The 17139-nt window shown below is 62.4% G+C and carries 15 protein-coding genes and 1 pseudogene; 5 read left to right on the top strand and 11 right to left on the bottom strand.

Features of this window, described 5'->3' with window-relative positions; translation table 11 throughout:
- From ACFSM5_RS10290 to ACFSM5_RS10240, 11 genes and pseudogenes are all read right to left on the bottom strand, one after another.
- Positions 1-925: pseudogene (locus tag ACFSM5_RS10290) on the bottom strand (hypothetical protein); the annotation flags it as partial.
- 43 nt (positions 926-968) lie between these two features.
- Positions 969-1760 carry a MinD/ParA family protein gene (locus ACFSM5_RS10285; RefSeq protein WP_379876261.1) on the bottom strand — a complete coding sequence of 264 codons (792 nt, stop codon included), beginning with the start codon at positions 1758-1760 and terminating at the stop codon, positions 969-971.
- On the bottom strand, positions 1757-2803 hold the full coding sequence (locus ACFSM5_RS10280; RefSeq protein WP_379876260.1) for a flagellar biosynthesis protein FlhF: 1047 nt from the start codon (positions 2801-2803) through the stop codon (positions 1757-1759). The genes ACFSM5_RS10285 and ACFSM5_RS10280 overlap by 4 nt, the downstream gene beginning before the upstream one ends.
- Positions 2804-2833: 30 nt before the next feature.
- Positions 2834-4891, bottom strand: coding sequence for a flagellar biosynthesis protein FlhA (gene flhA / locus ACFSM5_RS10275; RefSeq protein WP_379876267.1), 2058 nt, complete (start codon positions 4889-4891; stop codon positions 2834-2836).
- Positions 4892-4972: 81 nt separating this feature from the next.
- A complete protein-coding gene (flbD, locus tag ACFSM5_RS10270; protein WP_379876259.1) occupies positions 4973-6367 on the bottom strand; it encodes a sigma-54-dependent transcriptional regulator FlbD in 1395 nt (464 codons plus the stop codon).
- 54 nt (positions 6368-6421) lie between these two features.
- The gene (gene fliN / locus ACFSM5_RS10265) at positions 6422-6748 is read right to left on the bottom strand and encodes a flagellar motor switch protein FliN (RefSeq protein ID WP_379876258.1); all 327 of its coding nucleotides are present in this window, start codon (positions 6746-6748) and stop codon (positions 6422-6424) included.
- A gap of 30 nt (positions 6749-6778) precedes the next feature.
- Positions 6779-8173 carry a FliH/SctL family protein gene (locus tag ACFSM5_RS10260; RefSeq protein ID WP_379876257.1) on the bottom strand — a complete coding sequence of 465 codons (1395 nt, stop codon included), beginning with the start codon at positions 8171-8173 and terminating at the stop codon, positions 6779-6781.
- A gap of 16 nt (positions 8174-8189) precedes the next feature.
- The gene (gene fliG / locus ACFSM5_RS10255) at positions 8190-9203 is read right to left on the bottom strand and encodes a flagellar motor switch protein FliG (protein ID WP_379876256.1); all 1014 of its coding nucleotides are present in this window, start codon (positions 9201-9203) and stop codon (positions 8190-8192) included.
- 51 nt (positions 9204-9254) lie between these two features.
- The gene (gene fliF, locus ACFSM5_RS10250) at positions 9255-10904 is read right to left on the bottom strand and encodes a flagellar basal-body MS-ring/collar protein FliF (protein ID WP_379876255.1); all 1650 of its coding nucleotides are present in this window, start codon (positions 10902-10904) and stop codon (positions 9255-9257) included.
- A gap of 194 nt (positions 10905-11098) precedes the next feature.
- Positions 11099-11440 (bottom strand): DUF1153 domain-containing protein, encoded by a 342-nt coding sequence (locus tag ACFSM5_RS10245; protein ID WP_379876253.1) that lies wholly within the window; start codon positions 11438-11440, stop codon positions 11099-11101.
- A gap of 235 nt (positions 11441-11675) precedes the next feature.
- A complete protein-coding gene (locus ACFSM5_RS10240) occupies positions 11676-12875 on the bottom strand; it encodes a DegT/DnrJ/EryC1/StrS family aminotransferase (protein ID WP_379876252.1) in 1200 nt (399 codons plus the stop codon).
- 211 nt (positions 12876-13086) lie between these two features.
- On the opposite strand from ACFSM5_RS10240, the gene ACFSM5_RS10235 reads away from it, so the two are divergent.
- From ACFSM5_RS10235 to ACFSM5_RS10215, 5 genes are read left to right on the top strand one after another with little or no spacing between them, the layout of a single operon-like run.
- Positions 13087-13431 carry an EamA family transporter gene (locus ACFSM5_RS10235; RefSeq protein ID WP_379876251.1) on the top strand — a complete coding sequence of 115 codons (345 nt, stop codon included), beginning with the start codon at positions 13087-13089 and terminating at the stop codon, positions 13429-13431.
- 4 nt (positions 13432-13435) lie between these two features.
- Positions 13436-13810 carry a DMT family transporter gene (locus tag ACFSM5_RS10230; protein WP_379876250.1) on the top strand — a complete coding sequence of 125 codons (375 nt, stop codon included), beginning with the start codon at positions 13436-13438 and terminating at the stop codon, positions 13808-13810.
- Positions 13811-13858: 48 nt separating this feature from the next.
- Entirely contained in the window at positions 13859-14893 is a 1035-nt protein-coding gene (pyrC, locus tag ACFSM5_RS10225) for a dihydroorotase (RefSeq protein ID WP_379876249.1), read from the top strand.
- A gap of 13 nt (positions 14894-14906) precedes the next feature.
- Positions 14907-16208 (top strand): amidase, encoded by a 1302-nt coding sequence (locus ACFSM5_RS10220; RefSeq protein WP_379876248.1) that lies wholly within the window; start codon positions 14907-14909, stop codon positions 16206-16208.
- Positions 16205-17131 (top strand): hypothetical protein, encoded by a 927-nt coding sequence (locus ACFSM5_RS10215; protein ID WP_379876247.1) that lies wholly within the window; start codon positions 16205-16207, stop codon positions 17129-17131. Before ACFSM5_RS10220 ends, ACFSM5_RS10215 begins: the two co-directional genes overlap by 4 nt.
- Positions 17132-17139: the final 8 nt, after the last annotated feature.

Genomic DNA, 17139 nt, shown 5'->3' with positions numbered 1-17139 from the left:
CAGGCTGGCTCGGTGCTGGAGCGGGTTGCGGCGCTGGGGCTGAGGTGACGGGCGGCGGTGTCTGTGGAGCAGGCGCAGGCTGGCTCGGTGCTGGAGCAGGCTGTGGCGCTGGCGCTGAGGTGACGGGCGGCGGTGTCTGCGGAACGGGCGCAGGCTGGCTCGGTGCTGGAGCTGGTTGCGTCGCTGGGGCTGAGGTGACCGGCGGCGGTGTCTGCGGAACGGGCGCAGGCTGGCTCGGTGCTGGAGCAGGTTGCGGCGCTGGGGCTGAGGTGACGGGCGCCGGTGTCAGCGGAACGGGCGCAGGCTGGCTCGGTGCTGGAGCAGGTTGCGGCGCTGGCGGTGTCGGAGCGCCAGTTGCTTGCGGGGCTTGCGTGATCGCTGTCGAGGTTTGGGGCGCCGCGACCGGGGCGCTGGTTTGCGAGGTCGCGACCTGCGTCGGCTGCGGTTGTGCCGTGGTGGCAGCTTGCGGCGCCGGGGGATTGACTATGGGAGCCACCGAGGGCTCAACCGGGGGCGCAACACTCCGTACCACCATGGCAACCGAAGCGCCGCTCACGACAGCGGGTAGGGCGCGAATAACGGGGTCCGGCAGAACCTGATCGACAATAGGGCTTGCCGAATTGCGGACAGTCTGGAGGTTGACGGTCATTGCGCCGCCCTGCTGCCTATTGTCGGGCAGGCCGACCTCCAACCGTTGGCCCACGGGCGGGGCGGGCTCCGCCTTCACAGTAAGCTGACCCTGCGCCGTTGCCAGCACGGTCTCGCCATTGGGCAGCCGGGATTGCACGGTTGCGGTCAGCACGGCCCCGGCAGGCAGCTTCTGCAGCCACTCAGGGGGCGTTTCGATACTCGCGGTCGCTGTGGAGGTTGCGGCCTGATTCTGGCTTTGTGCCAGGATCAGCGCCTGCGGGATGGTCGGCATCATGATGCTGGACTGCCCCTATGGCCTCCCTTGTCGCGTGGCGCTATCAGCTCCAGGTCAGCTTGGCTGCAATCGCCTGCAGGTCCAAGGCCGCCTCGGATGCCGGGAACTTTACACTGATTGGTGTTTGTGCGCGAATCGCCTCTGGCACATGGCGGTCGCGGCGGACCACGCCCGCAAAGACGGGCGTATATTTCAGGAAATTATCGCAGGCCTTGGCCAGAGTCGCGAAGGTCCGCTCGCCCTCGTTCAAGGTCTTGGCCTGATTGATGATGACGCGGATATCCGCCTGCGGATCATCGGCACGCGACACCTTGATCAGAGCATAGGCATCGGTCAGGGCGGTAGGCTCGGCCGTCGTGACGATCAGCCGGGTCGCGCAATAGGCGGACAGCAGCCGCACCATCCGGTCGATCCCGGCGCCCAGATCGACGATGACATAGTCATAATCATGCGCCAGCACCGCCAGATCGGCCCCCAGCACGGCAAGGCGCGAGGGCGGAACATTGGCAAGCTGCGCGGCGCCCGAGCGTCCCGCGATCACATCGAACCCGCCCTCGGAATAGCGCATGCGGGCTTGCGGCATGGTCAATTTGCCTGCCACCACGGCGCCGATATCGCGCTGGGCCATGATGCCCAACTGGACGTCGACGTTCGCCAGGCCCAGATCACCATCGAACAGCAGAACCTTGCGCCCGGATTTGGCGAGCGAGCTCGCCAGGGCGATGGAACAGACCGTCTTGCCCACGCCGCCCTTGCCCGAGGCGACGGAGATCATCGACTTGACTTTCTGGATCGGTGGAGCGGCCCCAGCGCCGCCGTTTCCAGCGGACATCATGATGGGTTGCTTTCCAGGAAGCTGCGGCCCAGAAGGGCCGGGCCGTTCGGGACGATGACGTTGCTTCCGGCGGCGGGCAGCAGCAGGCGGGCCAGCGAAACCGGGTTCAGCGTATGGAGTCCATCGGCCACATGGGGCGTATTGCTCATATCGCAGAACTTGAGGCGCCCGCTGTCGGCGGCGACCAGAACGCTGCCCAGACGCCGTGCGGCATCGATGCGGGTGACGAGAATCCGGCCCGCGCCCGTATTCGCAAAGACCTTGGCGCAATCGGCGGCTTCCTGCGCGTCGTAACCTGCGGGCATGACCAGGATCGGTTCGACGTCCGAGGCGACGATCAGGCGTCGCAGCTCGTTCAACTCATCTTTGTTATGCGGATTGGCGCCGCCGGTATCGATCAGCGTCAGGGCATCGGGATCGGCAATCGCGGCGGCGGCCAGGGCATCGGCCAAAGTTTCGGCATCCAGCGCCGTCTGCAGATCGAGATCGAGAATGCGGGTGAAAGCCGCCAACTGGTCGACGCCACCGGCACGCATGGTATCGGTCGTGATGACATTGACCCGGCGGTTGGCCAGCACCGCCCGCGCCGCCAGCTTGGCGACCGTCACCGTCTTGCCACCGCCCGGCGGGCCGATCAGGATCAGCGGGCGTGGAATGGATTTCTCCGGCAGCGGGGCAAAACTGAAAGAACTGTCCAGCGCTGCCGCCATCGTCATGATCGGGGCATCGACGGCCAGGGCAGATGCAGCCCGCATCAGCTTTTCAGCAAGCGGCGCTGCCGCGCGGATCAGGCGTTCGGCAAGGGCAGGGGGCGTGCCATGCTGGTCGAGGGCATCGGCGATCGTCTCGATAGCATCCTGGGGCTTGGAAGCCTCGTGCAGGGTATCGGGTGGAACCTCGTCATCGACGGCGGCGGTGACACGGATGCCCTGGCCGTTCTCGCCCTTCTGGCTCGACAGAATGATCGCACTGTCGCCCAGCTCGTCGCGCACAAGGCGGATGGCCTCGGGCATTGACTCGGCAAAGAACATTTTCATCCGCATCGAGCGACCTCCTGATCGGCGCCCTGCGGCTTAAATTTGACCCAAGGTTTTGATCTTGGCCTTGGGATGAATCTCAGCCTGGCTCAGCACGATGGTCGAGGGGCGGAAACGTTCGATGATCGAACGGACGTAGGGGCGCACGGCGGGGCTGGTCAGCAGCACAGGCGTTTCACCCATCACCGCAAAGCGGTCGAAGGTTTGTCGCACGGCGGAGATGAAGCGCTGAAGCTGCGACGGCTGCATCGACAGCTGACGTTCTTCGCCGCCGCCGACCAGACTGTCGCTGAAGATCTGTTCCCATTCCGGCGATAGCGTGACGATGGGCAGCACGCCACCGTCGCTGGCATTGCTTTCCGAAATCTGGCGGGCGAGGCGCGAGCGCACATGCTCCGTGATCGTATTGATCGAGCGGGTATATTGCGTCGCTTCCGAAATCGCTTCCAGGATCGCAGGCATGTCGCGGACCGAAACCCGCTCGGACAGCAGATTCTGCAACACGCGCTGCAGGCCGTTGATGGTGATCATGGTCGGCACGACGTCCGCCACCAGCTTCTGCGCGTCCTTTTCGACTTCGTTCAAGAGCTTCTGCGTCTCCGAGTAGGAGAGCAGTTCAGACATATTCTCTTTGACGATTTCGGTCAGATGGGTCGTCACCACCGTCGGCGGATCGACGACGGTATAACCCCGGAACAGCGCTTCTTCGCGGTTGTTTTCCGCGATCCACATGGCGGGCAGGCCGAAGGTCGGCTCGGTTGTGGTTTCGCCGGGTAGCGAGATCGGCTCGCCGCGCGGATCCATGACCAGCAGCATGTTCGGGCGCAGATCGCCGCGACCGGCTTCGATTTCCTTGATGCGGACGACGTACGTATTCGCCGCCAGCTGAAGATTGTCCTGGATGCGAACGGACGGCATGACAAAGCCCAGCTCGCTCGCCAACTGTCGGCGCAATGCCTTGATCTGATCGGTCAGGCGTTGACCCTTGGCTGAATTGATCAGCGACAGCAGGCCATAGCCCAGTTCCAGGCGTATGGAATCGATCTGCAAGGCCGAGGAGATAGGCTCATCCGCCACCGGAGCAACGCCGCCGCCTTCGCCGGGACTAAGTCCTGCGAGCTCAGGGTCTAGTGCGACAGCCGCGCCCCCTGTTTCCGCCTTCCAGCCCATATAGGCGACACCGCCCAGGGCGGCGCCGATCATCAGGAAGGGTATGGTCGGGATACCCGGCAGAACCGCCATCAGGACCATCAGACCTGCCGCCATCGCCAGCGCCTGCGGATAGCCGCCCAGCTGACGACCCAACTGTTTGTCGGTCGATCCCTGGCTGCCCGACTTGGTGACCAGCAGACCGGCGGCGGTCGAGATGATCAGCGCCGGGATCTGGGTGACGAGGCCGTCACCGATGGTCAGCAGAGTATAGGTCTGGGTGGCGGAGCTGAAGGTCATGCCATGGCTCAGCACACCGATCAGAATGCCGCCGATGACATTGATGAAAGTGATCAGCAGGCCAGCGATGGCATCGCCGCGCACGAACTTGGCAGCACCGTCCATCGAGCCGAAGAAAGTCGCTTCGTCTTCCAGTTCCTTACGGCGTTTGCGCGCTTCCGCTTCAGTGACAAGACCAGCAGAAAGATCCGCATCAATCGCCATCTGCTTACCGGGCATCGCATCCAGGGTGAAGCGTGCCGCGACTTCCGCGATACGGCCTGAACCCTTCGTGATGACGATGAAATTAACGATAATCAGGATCGCGAATACGATCACACCGATGATGAAATTGCCCGACATCAGCAGGTTGCCGAACGCCTGAATGACGTGACCGGCGGCATCGGTGCCCTGATGACCATGCGACAGGATAAGACGGGTCGAGGCCAGGTTGAGGCCCAGCCGCAGCATGGTCGTGACGAGCAGAATTGTCGGGAACGCATTGAGGTCCAGCGGCTTTTCAATGAAAAGCACGACCATCAGCACCAGCACCGATACAGCAATGGACACGCCCAGACCAAAGTCCAGCAGCCAGGTCGGCATCGGCAGGATCAGCATCATCAGGATGCCGATGATGGCGAAGGCGAACACCAGTTCGCTGCGCACCTTCAGGCCCTTGGCAAAGCCAAGCGCTTCTTTTGCGCGTCCCTGAAGATTGTTCGGCACTAACGCCACGGGTTTCTCTCCTTACCCGAATGCCCGCTCGCCGTCACCGGGCGGCGGAACGGCGATGCCGTCGTCGGAATAGAGTTTCAGCTTGTTCCGCAGGGTGCGGATCGAAATTCCAAGGATCGTGGCCGCGTGGGTTCGGTTGCCCAGCGTATGTTTCAGCGTATCGATAATGAGGTCGCGTTCGACGTCCGCCACCGTCCGTCCGACCAGATTGCCGGTCCCGGCGCCACCCATGCTGGGGACATCCGTCGGCTGCGTGGCGGGCGCCTGGACGGGCGCACTGGGGGCAGGGGCAGTGTAACTCGCGGTTTCGCCACCAGTCAGGATCAGGGCATCCTGGTCGATGCTGTCCGGTCCCGCGATCAGGACGGCGCGATGCATCGTATTCTCAAGCTCGCGCACATTGCCGCGCCAGCCGTGGCGGCGCAGCTTGTCAAGCGCGGCCGGTGTCAGCGGACGTTCCGGAAGTGCATTGCTTTCCGCATATTTCTTGGCGAAATGCTGAGCCAACAGGGCGATGTCGGTCGGACGCTCACGCAAGGGCGGCAGCATCAGATTGACGACGTTCAGGCGGTAATAGAGATCTTCGCGGAAGGTGCCGCGCCGCACTTCGGCCTCGAGATCGCGATTGGACGTGGCGATCAGGCGGATATCCACCTTGACTGGCGTCGTCGAGCCGAGACGGTCGATCTCGCGCTCCTGGATGGCGCGCAGCAGTTTCGCCTGCAGGCGCGGATCCATCTCGCTGATTTCGTCGAGCAGCAGGGTGCCGCCGCTGGCTTCTTCGAACTTGCCGATACGACGGGCGACAGCGCCCGTAAAGGCGCCCTTCTCGTGGCCGAAAAGCTCGGATTCCAGCAGGTTTTCCGGGATCGCCGCGCAATTGACCGAGATGAACTTTTGGCCCGAGCGACGGCTCTTGCGGTGAATGTAACGCGCCATCACCTCCTTACCCGTGCCGCTTTCGCCCGTAATCAGGACGGAAGCGTCGGAAGGAGCGATCTGGTCGGCCAGCTTCAACGTCCGCAACATCGACGGATCGCTATGGATCAGCGCGTGGCTCTCTTCGGAGACGGCTTCAAGAACGGCCGCGATCAGTTCAGCATTGGGCGGAAGGGGGAGATATTCCTTCGCGCCAGCCTTGATCGCCTTGACCGCCGAAGCAGCATCATTGCCAAGCCCACAGGCGACGACAGGCGCATGGATACGCTCCGCCTTCATCGTATCGATAAGCCGAGCAATATCCATCCGCATATCGACCAGCAGAAGATCCGCCCCCTGACCAGCCCGAAGGGCAGTCATGGCGGCATCGCCGTCATCTACGTGCGCAACTTTAGCGCCCCGCGCCAGCGCGATCTTGCCAGCCGTGGTCAGATGGCCTTCCAGCGATCCGACAATCAACAAACGCATGCTCGGCGACCGACCCCGTGTTCTAAACGCAACTTCTTAAATCTAAACAGCGCCTTATTGGGTGCGGTCAGATTTAATTATTTCAGTCATGGTCACACCCAGACGTTCGTCGACGATGACGACTTCGCCACGGGCAACCAGACGGTTGTTGACGTAGATGTCGATGGCTTCACCGACCTTGCGGTCCAGTTCCACGACCGCGCCGCGGCCCAGCTTCAACAGCTGGCTGACCTGCATGTTAGCACGACCCAGAACGGCCGAGATCTGAACCGGAATGTCGTAAACGGCACCCAGTTCGCGGCCACGGCCGGAGCCTTCGTTTTGCGATTCTTCGAGGGCTTCCTCGAGATCGCTCAGATCCATCATCTTCTTTTCGGACATGCCCTATCTCCCTTTAAAATGTCCCTGGCATCAGGCGGCGCTGAGCCCATTATCCTGGTCGCTCGGCACCGTTTCCGCCAAATGAGTAACGGCGCGCCCGACGATATCGCTGATATCCGCCCAAGCGCGCGAAACCAGCCGTTCTGCCCCGCCGTCACCCCATTCGATCCGGACATCAGACGGCCCGAGGGTGGCTTCAGGAAGAATGCTCAACCGCCCAGCATAACCGGCCATTGTCGCCATATGCTCGGCTTTTTCCGAGATCATGGGGGCCAGGTCTGGGTGCAGGCGGATAATGATGCGGGGCTGATCGATCGCCTGCTCGATGCTCGATGCGATCACCGCTTCGATTTCGGTCAAGCCATAGCGCCGCGCCATTTCCGGGAACATCCGGGCCACCATCGCATGGGCGAGGCGGGCCGCTTCCTCGGAGATTGAATGAATAACCTGCTCGCGGTCATGCTGCAGACTGGGCAACTGGCCGCCGATCATCTCGAGGGCGCGGGCGACCTTCTGATCGATGGACGCCATGGCCGTCTGTAGACCCGTCGTCTCGCCGTCGGCATAGGCCGCCATGCGTGCCGCATGTAGCTCTTCCGCGCTGAACATCGGAGAGGGCGGATGGATCGGCGCATCGGGCTGCACCACTTCCGTCAGCTGCTCCGGTATAGGCTCGGGCGGCGGGGGAGGTGGGCGCAGCTCAGCCTCAAAATCGCGTTCGAACATGAAGCGCTTCACGTTCGCATCATAGGTCGGCGCGACGGGCTCTGGCGGCTTTTCCTCTTCGAACATGTCCATGGACATCGAAGCGGCGGGCGAGCCCATCGGTTCCGGTTCAAGCGCGTCGACGGCCTCGGCGTAAACCTGCTCGTCTTCCTGATAGACCTGCTCGTCCTGATAGGTCGGTGCAGGTGCGACCGGTTCGTCGAAGTCGGCCGGTGCTGCGAAGTCATCGAGCGGTTCCGGCTGAGCCGCAGGGGCTTCAAAAGCCTCCGCTACGACTTCATCTTCGTCCAACGGAGCAACACATTCGTCGTCGCTCACCTGTTCCGCAACAGCCATGGGCGCAGGTGTCACAGAAGCCTGTTCCGAAGCGTTGGCTTCTTCGGCAGTAAGGCGAGACGGGCGGGGGCGTCGCGCAGCACGCGGCGCGCTCCCTGCCAGCATGGCGGCGTCATCGTTACGCGGCTGGGCAGCGGCAGCAAGCGCCGCCATCTGCGCAGGCGTCATCGAACTGTCGGGCATTTCCTCCGAGAGGAAGGAGGGGCCGGCCGGAATATCGCCTTCGTCGTCCAGGCCCTTCAGCAAGGCCATGACCGCCGCGTCGTCGACCTCCATGGCGAACTCGTCCGAAGTCGCATCGGCAGCGGTGCCGGGCGTATTCGGATCCTGTTCGGCGTCGGTCGGGCGTTGGGGTGTGGTCATCGGCAATACTGCTGTATCAGTAGATCAGCTCGTCGCCGCCCTTGTCGGCGATGACGATTTCGCCGCGGGCCGCCAGATCCTTGGCCATCTGGACCATATACATCTGCGCATCATCAACGTCGCGCAGGCGCACGGGACCCATCGAGGCCATGTCTTCACGCAGCAGCTTGGCCGCACGTTCGGACATATTGGAGAAGAACATCTCGCGCAGCGGCTCGGACGCGCCCTTGAGCGCCATGCCAAGCTTGTCCTTTTCGGTCGCGCGCAGCAGCGACTGAATGCCGGAGCTGTCGAGGCGCGAGAGATCTTCGAAGGTGAACATCAGCGCCTTGATGCGCTCGGCCGAATCCTTCGAACGCTCTTCCAGGCCCGCCATGAAACGGGTTTCGGTGTTGCGGTCGAGATTGTTGAAGATGTCGGCCATCTGTTCGTGAGCGTCGCGCCGGTTGGTGCGGGCAAGGTTGCTCATGAATTCGGTACGCAGGGTCTTTTCGACGTCGTTCAGCACGTCCTTCTGGACAGCTTCCATGCGCAGCATACGCATGATGACTTCCATCGCGAAGGCTTCGGGCAGAATTGCCAGCACGCGGGCGGCATGTTCGGCGCGGATCTTCGACAGAACGACGGCAACGGTCTGCGGATATTCGTTTTTCAGGTAGTTCGCCAGAACCTGCTCGTTCACATTGCCGAGCTTGTCCCACATGGTGCGACCGGCAGGACCACGGATTTCTTCCATGATCGCATCGACGCGGTCCTTGTCGAGCACCTTGGCCAGCAGGCGTTCGGTGCTATCGAAGGAGCCGGTGAGGCTGCCGGTATTGCTGAACTGTTCGGCGAATTCGACAAACAGACGCTCGACCAGGTTCGAGGAGACGGTACCGAGATTGGCCATCGTCTGGGAGACCTCTCGGATCTCCTCATCATCCATAAGCTCAAAGAGCCGGGCAGCGTGCTCGTCGCCGATCGCCAACATAAGGATGGCGGCCTTTTCCGGACCTGTAAGCGAGCGGTAATCCTCACGCACGCGCATCAGCGATCATCCCAGTCTCGTTAACGTTTGTCAGTATTAACAACGTAAGCTCTAGCTATTGCCAGACTCTTGATAAAGCCAATTGCGAATAACCGATACAACTTCTTCCGGATTGCGGTCGATCAACTCGCCGATCTTGCGCAGGGTCGATGCCTTCACACGGCCTTCGATGCGGTTGAGATCGATCATATCGTCTACGTCCGAGCCGCCATCCGAGCCGGGGAGGGCGGTCAGACCGCCACCGCCAGGACCGGTCAGCTGCGCCATCATGCCATCGCCTTCGCCCGCCAGGAGGGCAGCGCCCGCCGAAGCGCTTGCCGCCGTCGGCGCAGCTTCGAAGAGGCGGGTGAGCAGCGGGCGCACAACAAGCAGAACCACGAGGATACCGACGACACCGAGAACCAGGATCTCGGCCAGCTTCATCAGATCTTCTTTGCCCATGCCAAACAGCGACAGCGGCTTGTTGGCTTCATCTTCGTCGGCGGCGAACTGCAGGTTGACGACTTCGACGGTATCGCCGCGCTGCGCATCGAAACCGACAGCCGAGCGGACGAGATCGCCCAGCTTTTCCATTTCCTGCTGAGTGCGGGCGCGGGTGACCATTTCGCCGGCTTCGTTACGCACCATGGCGTTATCGACCATGACGGCGATGGTCATGCGCTTCACCGCGCCGGGCTCGATCACCGACTGGCGGGTGACCTTGCTGATTTCGAAGTTGTTGGTTTCTTCGGTGCGCGAGTTCCGCGACGAATTCGTGATGCCGCCGCCGCTTGCCGATGCGCCGGCAGGCAGGTTGTTGGCGATGGTCACCGACGGGTTGCCGTCGCTTTCGGTCTGTTCCGAGGTGTCGGTCACAGCCTGGCTGGAGCGCAGAACCTGCTGATCCGGATTATAGATCTCTTCGTTCTGGTTCGTGCGGGCATTGTCGATCTGGGCCGAAACCTGGGCGCGGACCTTGCCCGGGCCGAGCGAGCGTTCCAGCAGCATCTCGATTTCACGAGCACGGCGATCTTCGAACTGAATGCGGCGCTCTTCGGCGAATTCCAGGGCGCTCTGGGCATTGGCGCCATCGAGCGAGGTGCGCGAGAGCAGCATGCCGCGATCATCGGCAATCGCGATGCGTTCTTGTTTCAGGCCCGGAACCGAGGCGGCGATGATGGTCTGGATGGCGGTGATCTGGCCGCGATCCAGGCGGCGGGTGCCGCTCATCTTCAGCACCACCGAAGCCGAGGGCTCCTGACGGTCGCGGGAGAAGAGTTCACGCTGCGGCAGCACCAGATGAACGCGCGAAGAGCGAACGCCGTCCATCGAATTGATGGTCCGCGAAATTTCGCCTTCCAGGGCGCGCAGCTGATTGATGTTCTGAACGAAGCTCGACGAGGTCAGGCCTTCGGACTTATCGAAGACTTCGTAACCGAGGTTGCCGCCCGAGGGGAGACCTTCGCCAGCCAGCGTAATACGCGTCTTGGAGACGGCGTCGACCGGCACATAGACCTGACGGCCATCGGCGCGCAGCTGGTAGGGGATCTGCATCTGGTCGAGGCGCGAGGTGATGCGCGAGGCGTCCGTGGGATCCAGATCGCCGTAGAGGAGGGCCGTTTCCCCTCCGCCCATGCGGGCCGCGATGTAGATCAGGAATGCCAGCAGGGCAACGACGACACCGCCGACCATGGCGAGGCGCGTCGGGCCAAGATTCTTCATGGATTGAATCAAGCCGTTCACGGGTGTCGTCCCATCCTCAAGTGTGGTTCATCGACTATTGCGAGCGACCAAACAGGCCCTTCACTTCTTACTTAATAGCCGATTTTTTGACACAGAGGTAAAAAATATCGAGGGCCTGATGCAAAAAATTGCCCGATATTTGATGGGTTAAGAGAAGTTGGTGATGCGTCGGATCAACTCTTGTTGGTCGCCAGACGAGGCTTGCGCCCGCGACGTTCGATCCGTGTGGTAATCGCCGCTGGGCGATATTCTTTGAGGCGGGTCGTGCGTAGGGCGGAGGTTCCATAATGGTTCGCAAGTTCCCGCCAGGCCTCGATTTCTTCAATCGAGAGGTCGTAGCGGGTGCACGCCTGCTCCAAGGTTAATAACCCCGACGCGATGGCGTTGACCACCTGTGCCTTTCTACTGGCAACCCAGCGGACCGTTCCGGCAGGGGGCAGGTCGGCAAGGTCCGTATCCATGGAACCGCCTGTGGTCTCTTCGCGGATCGTCGCGGCAAACTGAAGATCGGTCATCGGCCCCTCGGTCTTGTGTTTTTGTCGTGACAAGAGAATGACGATATTTTGCTAAAAATTTAATTAATTACAAATGAAAGATGATGACGTTTTGGTGTCGGCGTCGCTTTTTTTAACCTTGCCGAAAAAATGAGCGGAAAGCCTGGCCCAAGCTTCCACGCTGTGAACCTCAAGCTGAAAAACAAATCGGCCCCGACGATGCGGGGCCGACTGTTAACCAGTTTTTGAGACGATCTTAGCCGTAGAAGCTACGGACACCGCGAATGACGCGATCTACTTCCGCATCCGTCAGTTCCGGATACATCGGCAGCGACAGCACCTGATCGGCTACGGTTTCGGCGACTGGCAGCTGCAGGTGGCCGGCGGTTTCCAGATAGGCCGGGTGCTTGTGGGCGGGCCAGGGGTAGTGGATGCCGGGGAAGACATTGAAGTGGGCCAGATGGGCCTTCAGTGCTTCACGGTCCGGGGTGCGCACGACATACAGATGATAGGCGTGTCTGCAGTCCGGCTGGTCGCCGGGCAGTGCGAGGGGCAGTCCGCTGAGAGCTTTGGTATAGCGCGCGGCGATCTCGCGGCGGCGGGCGGTCATGTCGTCCAGGTGACGCAGCTTCACGCGCAGAATGGCAGCCTGCATCTCGTCCAGGCGGGAATTATAGCCCGGCATGAAGGAGAGCTGCTTGTCCTTCCAGCCATACTGACGAAGCTGGCGCAGCTTTTCGGCGATCTCATCGTCGCTGGTCACCACGATGCCACCGTCGCCAATGGCGCCGAGGTTCTTGGTAGGATAGAGGCTGAAGCAGCCGATGCGGCCGATGGAGCCGACCTGACGACCTTGCCATTCGGCGGCATGCGCCTGAGCGCAATCCTCGATCAGCGTGATGTCGTGGCGGCGGCAGAGTTCCAGCAGCGGGCCCAGGTCGGCGGGATGGCCGTAGAGATGGACCGCGACAATCGCCTTGGTCTTGGGTGTGATCTTGCGGGCGACATCGACGGGGTCGAGCGTGTAGCGATCCGCGGTGACGTCGGCCAGAACCACCTTGGCGCCGCTCATGGTGACGGCAGCGATGGTCGCGATGGCAGTATGGGCGGTCGTGATGACTTCATCGTCGGGCTGCACGTCGATGGCGCGCAGGGCGAGGTGAATGGCATCCGTGCCGTTCGCGACCCCGATGCCGTGCTTCACGCCGACATAGGCAGCAAACTCGGCTTCGAAACCTTTGACCTCTTCACCCAATATATAAGTGGTGCCTTCGAGGACTTTCTGGATCGCGGCATCAATGGCATCGCGATAGGCCAGATACTGAAGATTAGGCCGCGCGAAGTAGATCGGTGTATCGGCATTGCGCGTCGGCAGGGTGGTGATGGTGGCGGAGGCCGTCGTCGCGGGCCGCGTATGGAGCAGGCTCTCAAGACCAAGCAGATTAGCTGCTGACACGATTTAACCCCTTGCTGGACCCCGAAGGATCCCCCCGATCAGAAAATGATGTCACTTTTTTGTCCGAATGTTCGGTAGCGCGACACCGTGGGTCAACTTCACGACAAGACGGGCCGGGGGTAAACTTAAACCTCCGTAATGTGGCGGAGAGGTTCTGGAAAACCGCCCGTTTCAATGCTACCTCCCTGGGAGATTTCGCAGGAATACCCCCGTGCCTCTCCTAGCTCAGCTGCCGCTTTATCTGCTTTACGCCGTGGTCGGCACCGTTGCGGCTGCGCTTGCCAAACGATCCTTTGAACGACTGGGGCGCCAGGAGTGGCAGATCGGTTTCACGCTTTTTTGCTGTGCGGGCGGACTGCTGCTGGTGAATTTTGCCCTGCTGGTGAATTTCCTCGACGAGGGCGCGGTGTCGGTGGTGGCGCCTATCGCCATCGGCGTCAATCTGCTGGTAGCAGCCATCATCGCGCGCGTGTTCTTCAAGGAGCGGCTGGACCGTCATCGGGTGCTCGGCATGCTGGCGATTGCCGTCGGCGTTGCGCTCGTGTCCTGGGGTTAAGGCCATGAAGCCGGTCGATATGCTGATCTATGTCGTGATGGCGCTGGTGACGACCACCGGGCTTATCCTGATCAAGAAGACCGCGCCGGGGCTGCCGCCTGTCGGCGCCTGGGCCTCGGACCCTTTGATACTGCTGCCACTGGCGGGCGCAGCTTTTGTCTATTTCAGCGGTCTCGGCCTCTGGGTCGTGGCGCTGGCGCGCAATCCGCTGTCCATCGGCTATCCGGTCGGCATCGGCCTGTCGCTGGTATCCTCGACCCTGGGCGGAATGCTGGTGCTGGGCGAGCCGGTGGGGCTTCTGAAGTTCGCGGGGCTTGGCTGCATCATCGTGGGTGCCGTGATCCTGGGCCGCAGCAAGGCCGACGCCCCCACTGCTTGACAGGACCTCCCCGACGGGCTTTGTTCGCCCGGTCCAAGGGAGATATCGATGTCCAGAAGCCTCACCATCCGCCGCCCCGACGATTGGCATGTGCATTTCCGCGACGGCGCGATGATGCAGGCCGTGGTGCCTTTTACCGCTGCTCAGTTTGCCCGCGCCATCGCCATGCCGAACCTTGTTCCGCCGGTTACGACGGCGGCGGAGGCTGTGGCCTATCGCGACCGCATTCTGTCTGCGGTTCCGGCGGGCGTTAAGTTCGAGCCGCTGATGGTGGCCTATCTGACCGATGGCATCGATCCGGCCGAGTTGCGTAAGGGCTTCGAGAGCCGCGCCTGGGTTGCCGCCAAGCTCTATCCCGCCAAGGCCACGACCAACAGCGCCCATGGCGTCACCGACATCAAGAAGATCATGCCCGCCCTGGCCGAAATGGCGAAGATCGGCATGCCGCTGCTGATCCATGGCGAAGTGACCGATCAGGATGTCGATATCTTCGACCGCGAGGCGGTGTTCTTGAGCGAAATCCTGGCCCCGCTGGTCGAAGCCCTACCGGATCTCAAGATCGTGCTGGAACATGCGACGACCGAGGAAGCGGTGAATTTTGTGCGCTCGCGCCCCAAGAACATGGGCTGCACCATCACGGCGCATCACTTGGCCTTCAACCGCAACGCCATCTTCCAGGGCGGTATCCGTCCGCATTTCTATTGCCTGCCGGTCGCCAAACGCGAGAAACATCGCCTTGCCCTGCGGGATGCCGCGACTTCCGGCGATCCGCGTTTCTTCCTTGGGACCGATAGCGCCCCGCATCTGGCCAAGGCCAAGGAGAACGCCTGCGGCTGCGCCGGTCTCTTCACCGCGCCTGCCGCCGTCGAAGCCTATGTCCAAGTGTTCGCGGAAGAGGGCAAGCTCGATAATTTCGAAGCCTTCGCCAGCCTCAATGGTCCGAACTTCTATGGCCTGCCGCTGAACGAGGAGCGGATCACCCTGCGCCCCGGCAGCCGTTTCGTTGCGGCGACCATTCCCGCCGCCGACCAGCATCTGGTGCCCTATCTGGCGGGCGAGGATGTCCGTTGGGAAATCGTCTGACCTAGGAGCCGACATGTCCTCGCTTGCTGCCGTCGAACAGAGCCTTGCCCGCATCAACGACCCCAGCGGCGAGGGCAAATTCACCTTCATGAGTGTTGCCGCCGACCGTGCGAAAGCCGAAGGCGCCGCCCAGGACGCCCTGCGCAAAGCAGGCGGGCCGCTGGGTCCACTGGCGGGCTTGACCTTGTCGGTGAAGGATCTGTTCGATGTCGCGGGCGAGGCGAGCCTTGCGGGCAGCATTGCGCTGAAAGGCGCTGCTCCGGCGACGGCAGACTGTCCTGCCGTTTCCCGCCTGCGTCAGGCCGGAGCCATCGCCCTTGGCCGCACGGGCATGAGCGAGTTCGCCTATAGCGGCGTTGGCCATAATCCGCACTATGGAACGCCCGCATCCCCTTGGGATCGCAAGAACAACCGGCGTATTCCGGGTGGATCGAGCAGCGGCGCCGGTGTCTCGGTTGCCGATGGCATGGCCGATATCGGCCTGGGGTCGGATACCGGCGGATCGGTGCGTGTCCCGGCGGCGATGAATGGCGTTGTCGGCTTCAAGCCCACGGCGGCGCGGGTGCCGACGGCCAACGTGCTGCCGCTCTCGACCTCGCTCGATAGCATCGGACCGTTGGCGAAGTCGGTCGATCTCTGCGCGCTTGCCGATGCGGTGCTGGCGGGCGAGACGCCGCGTGCCTTGCAGTCGATTGGAATCAAGGGCTTGCGCTTTTTCGTTCCGACGACCCAGGTGCTCGAAGACCTGTCGCCGGAGGTGGCTACCGATTTCGAGAGGGCTCTGGATCTTCTGTCGAAGGCCGGAGCCGTCTTCAGCGAAGGCATCTTCCCCGGCTGGGAAGCACGCATGGCCGCCGCCGCCAAGGGCGGCATCGTCGGCGCCGAGGCCTGGACGTGGCATCGTGGGCTGCTGGAGGAAAAGGGCGAGCTTTATGACCGCCGCATCCGCCATCGTCTCCATTCGGGCCGGGACATGAGTGCCGCCGATTATCTCGATTGCCTCGCTGCCCGTCGGGCCTATCAGGCTGCCTGGGCGCCGATCCTAGCCGAGGTGGATGCTATCCTGATGCCGACGGCGGCCATCATTCCGCCGACCATCGCCTCGATCGAGGAGGATGATGCGGAATTCACCCGGATCAACGGCCTCGCGCTGCGCAATGCCGCCACCATCAATGTGCTGGACGGCTGCGGCCTGGCCCTGCCGATGATGGAGCCGGGTAGTGCTCCGACCTCGCTGATGATCGCGGGCGGCGCTTTTTCCGACCATCGTATCCTGACCATAGGCAAGGCCGTCGAAACGCTGCTGAAGCCGTGATCACCTTCATCGCCCGCTATGCCTCCTATGCCCTGGCGGCCGGTGTCTTTATCGGACTGGCCCTGCCTTGGCTGGCAAGCCTGCTGCGGCCTTTCCTGGATGCGCTGATCGTTGCCGTCACCGTGATGGCGATGATGCGGGTCGATTGGGCGGAACTGACCCAGCGCCTTCGCAAGCCAGGCCGCCTGACCGCGTCTCTGGTCTGGTGCCTGCTGCTCAGCGCGCCCGCCATGGCCTTGTTGCTGGCGCCTATTCCGCTGCCTGCTGCCTTGAAAAGCGCAATCATCCTGATGGCCGCCGCGCCGCCGATCACGGCGACGACGGTGATTGCCGGGCTGCTGGGGCTGGATGTCGCCCTGGCGTTGATGACGGCGGTGCTGGGGACCCTGCTGGTGCCACTCACGTTGCCCTGGATCGCACTGGAACTGGCGGGGATTGCCGTCGATCTGTCGCCGCTGATCGTGTTTCAGCGTCTGGCCTTTGTGGTCGGCGGCAGCGCGCTGCTGGCGATTGTATTACGGCGAGTTATAGGCCCGGTGCGCCTTGCGGCCGGGAAGGACACTATTGCCGCGATCTCGGTTGTCATCCTGATCCTGTTCGCCATCGCGATCATGGATGGCGTCACCTGGGTCATCATCGACAGCCCTGGGACAGCCGCGCTTTACCTGGGGGCGTCTTTTGTCGCCAATCTGGTGCTGACCTTCGGGGCGGCTCTGATCTTCAGGCCGCTCGACCCCTGGAGCTATGCCCTGGTGTCAGGCAACCGCAACATGGGGCTGGTCTGGGCAGGTCTGGGGGCAGGGGCACCCGCCGATGTGACGCTCTATTTCGCTATCGCCCAGGTGCCGATGTACCTCTGGCCCCTGATCATCAAGCCGCTGGTTCAGACGACTAGCCCGGCGGCGTTGCCGCCAAACGTTTGAGATAGGGC

The sequence above is a fragment of the Lacibacterium aquatile genome, assembly GCF_042683105.1.
In the GTDB taxonomy this organism is placed as follows: Bacteria; Pseudomonadota; Alphaproteobacteria; order Elsterales; family Elsteraceae; genus Lacibacterium; species Lacibacterium aquatile.
The sequence above is the reverse complement of the archived record's forward strand: the minus strand, read 5'-3'. Positions and strand labels throughout refer to the sequence as shown.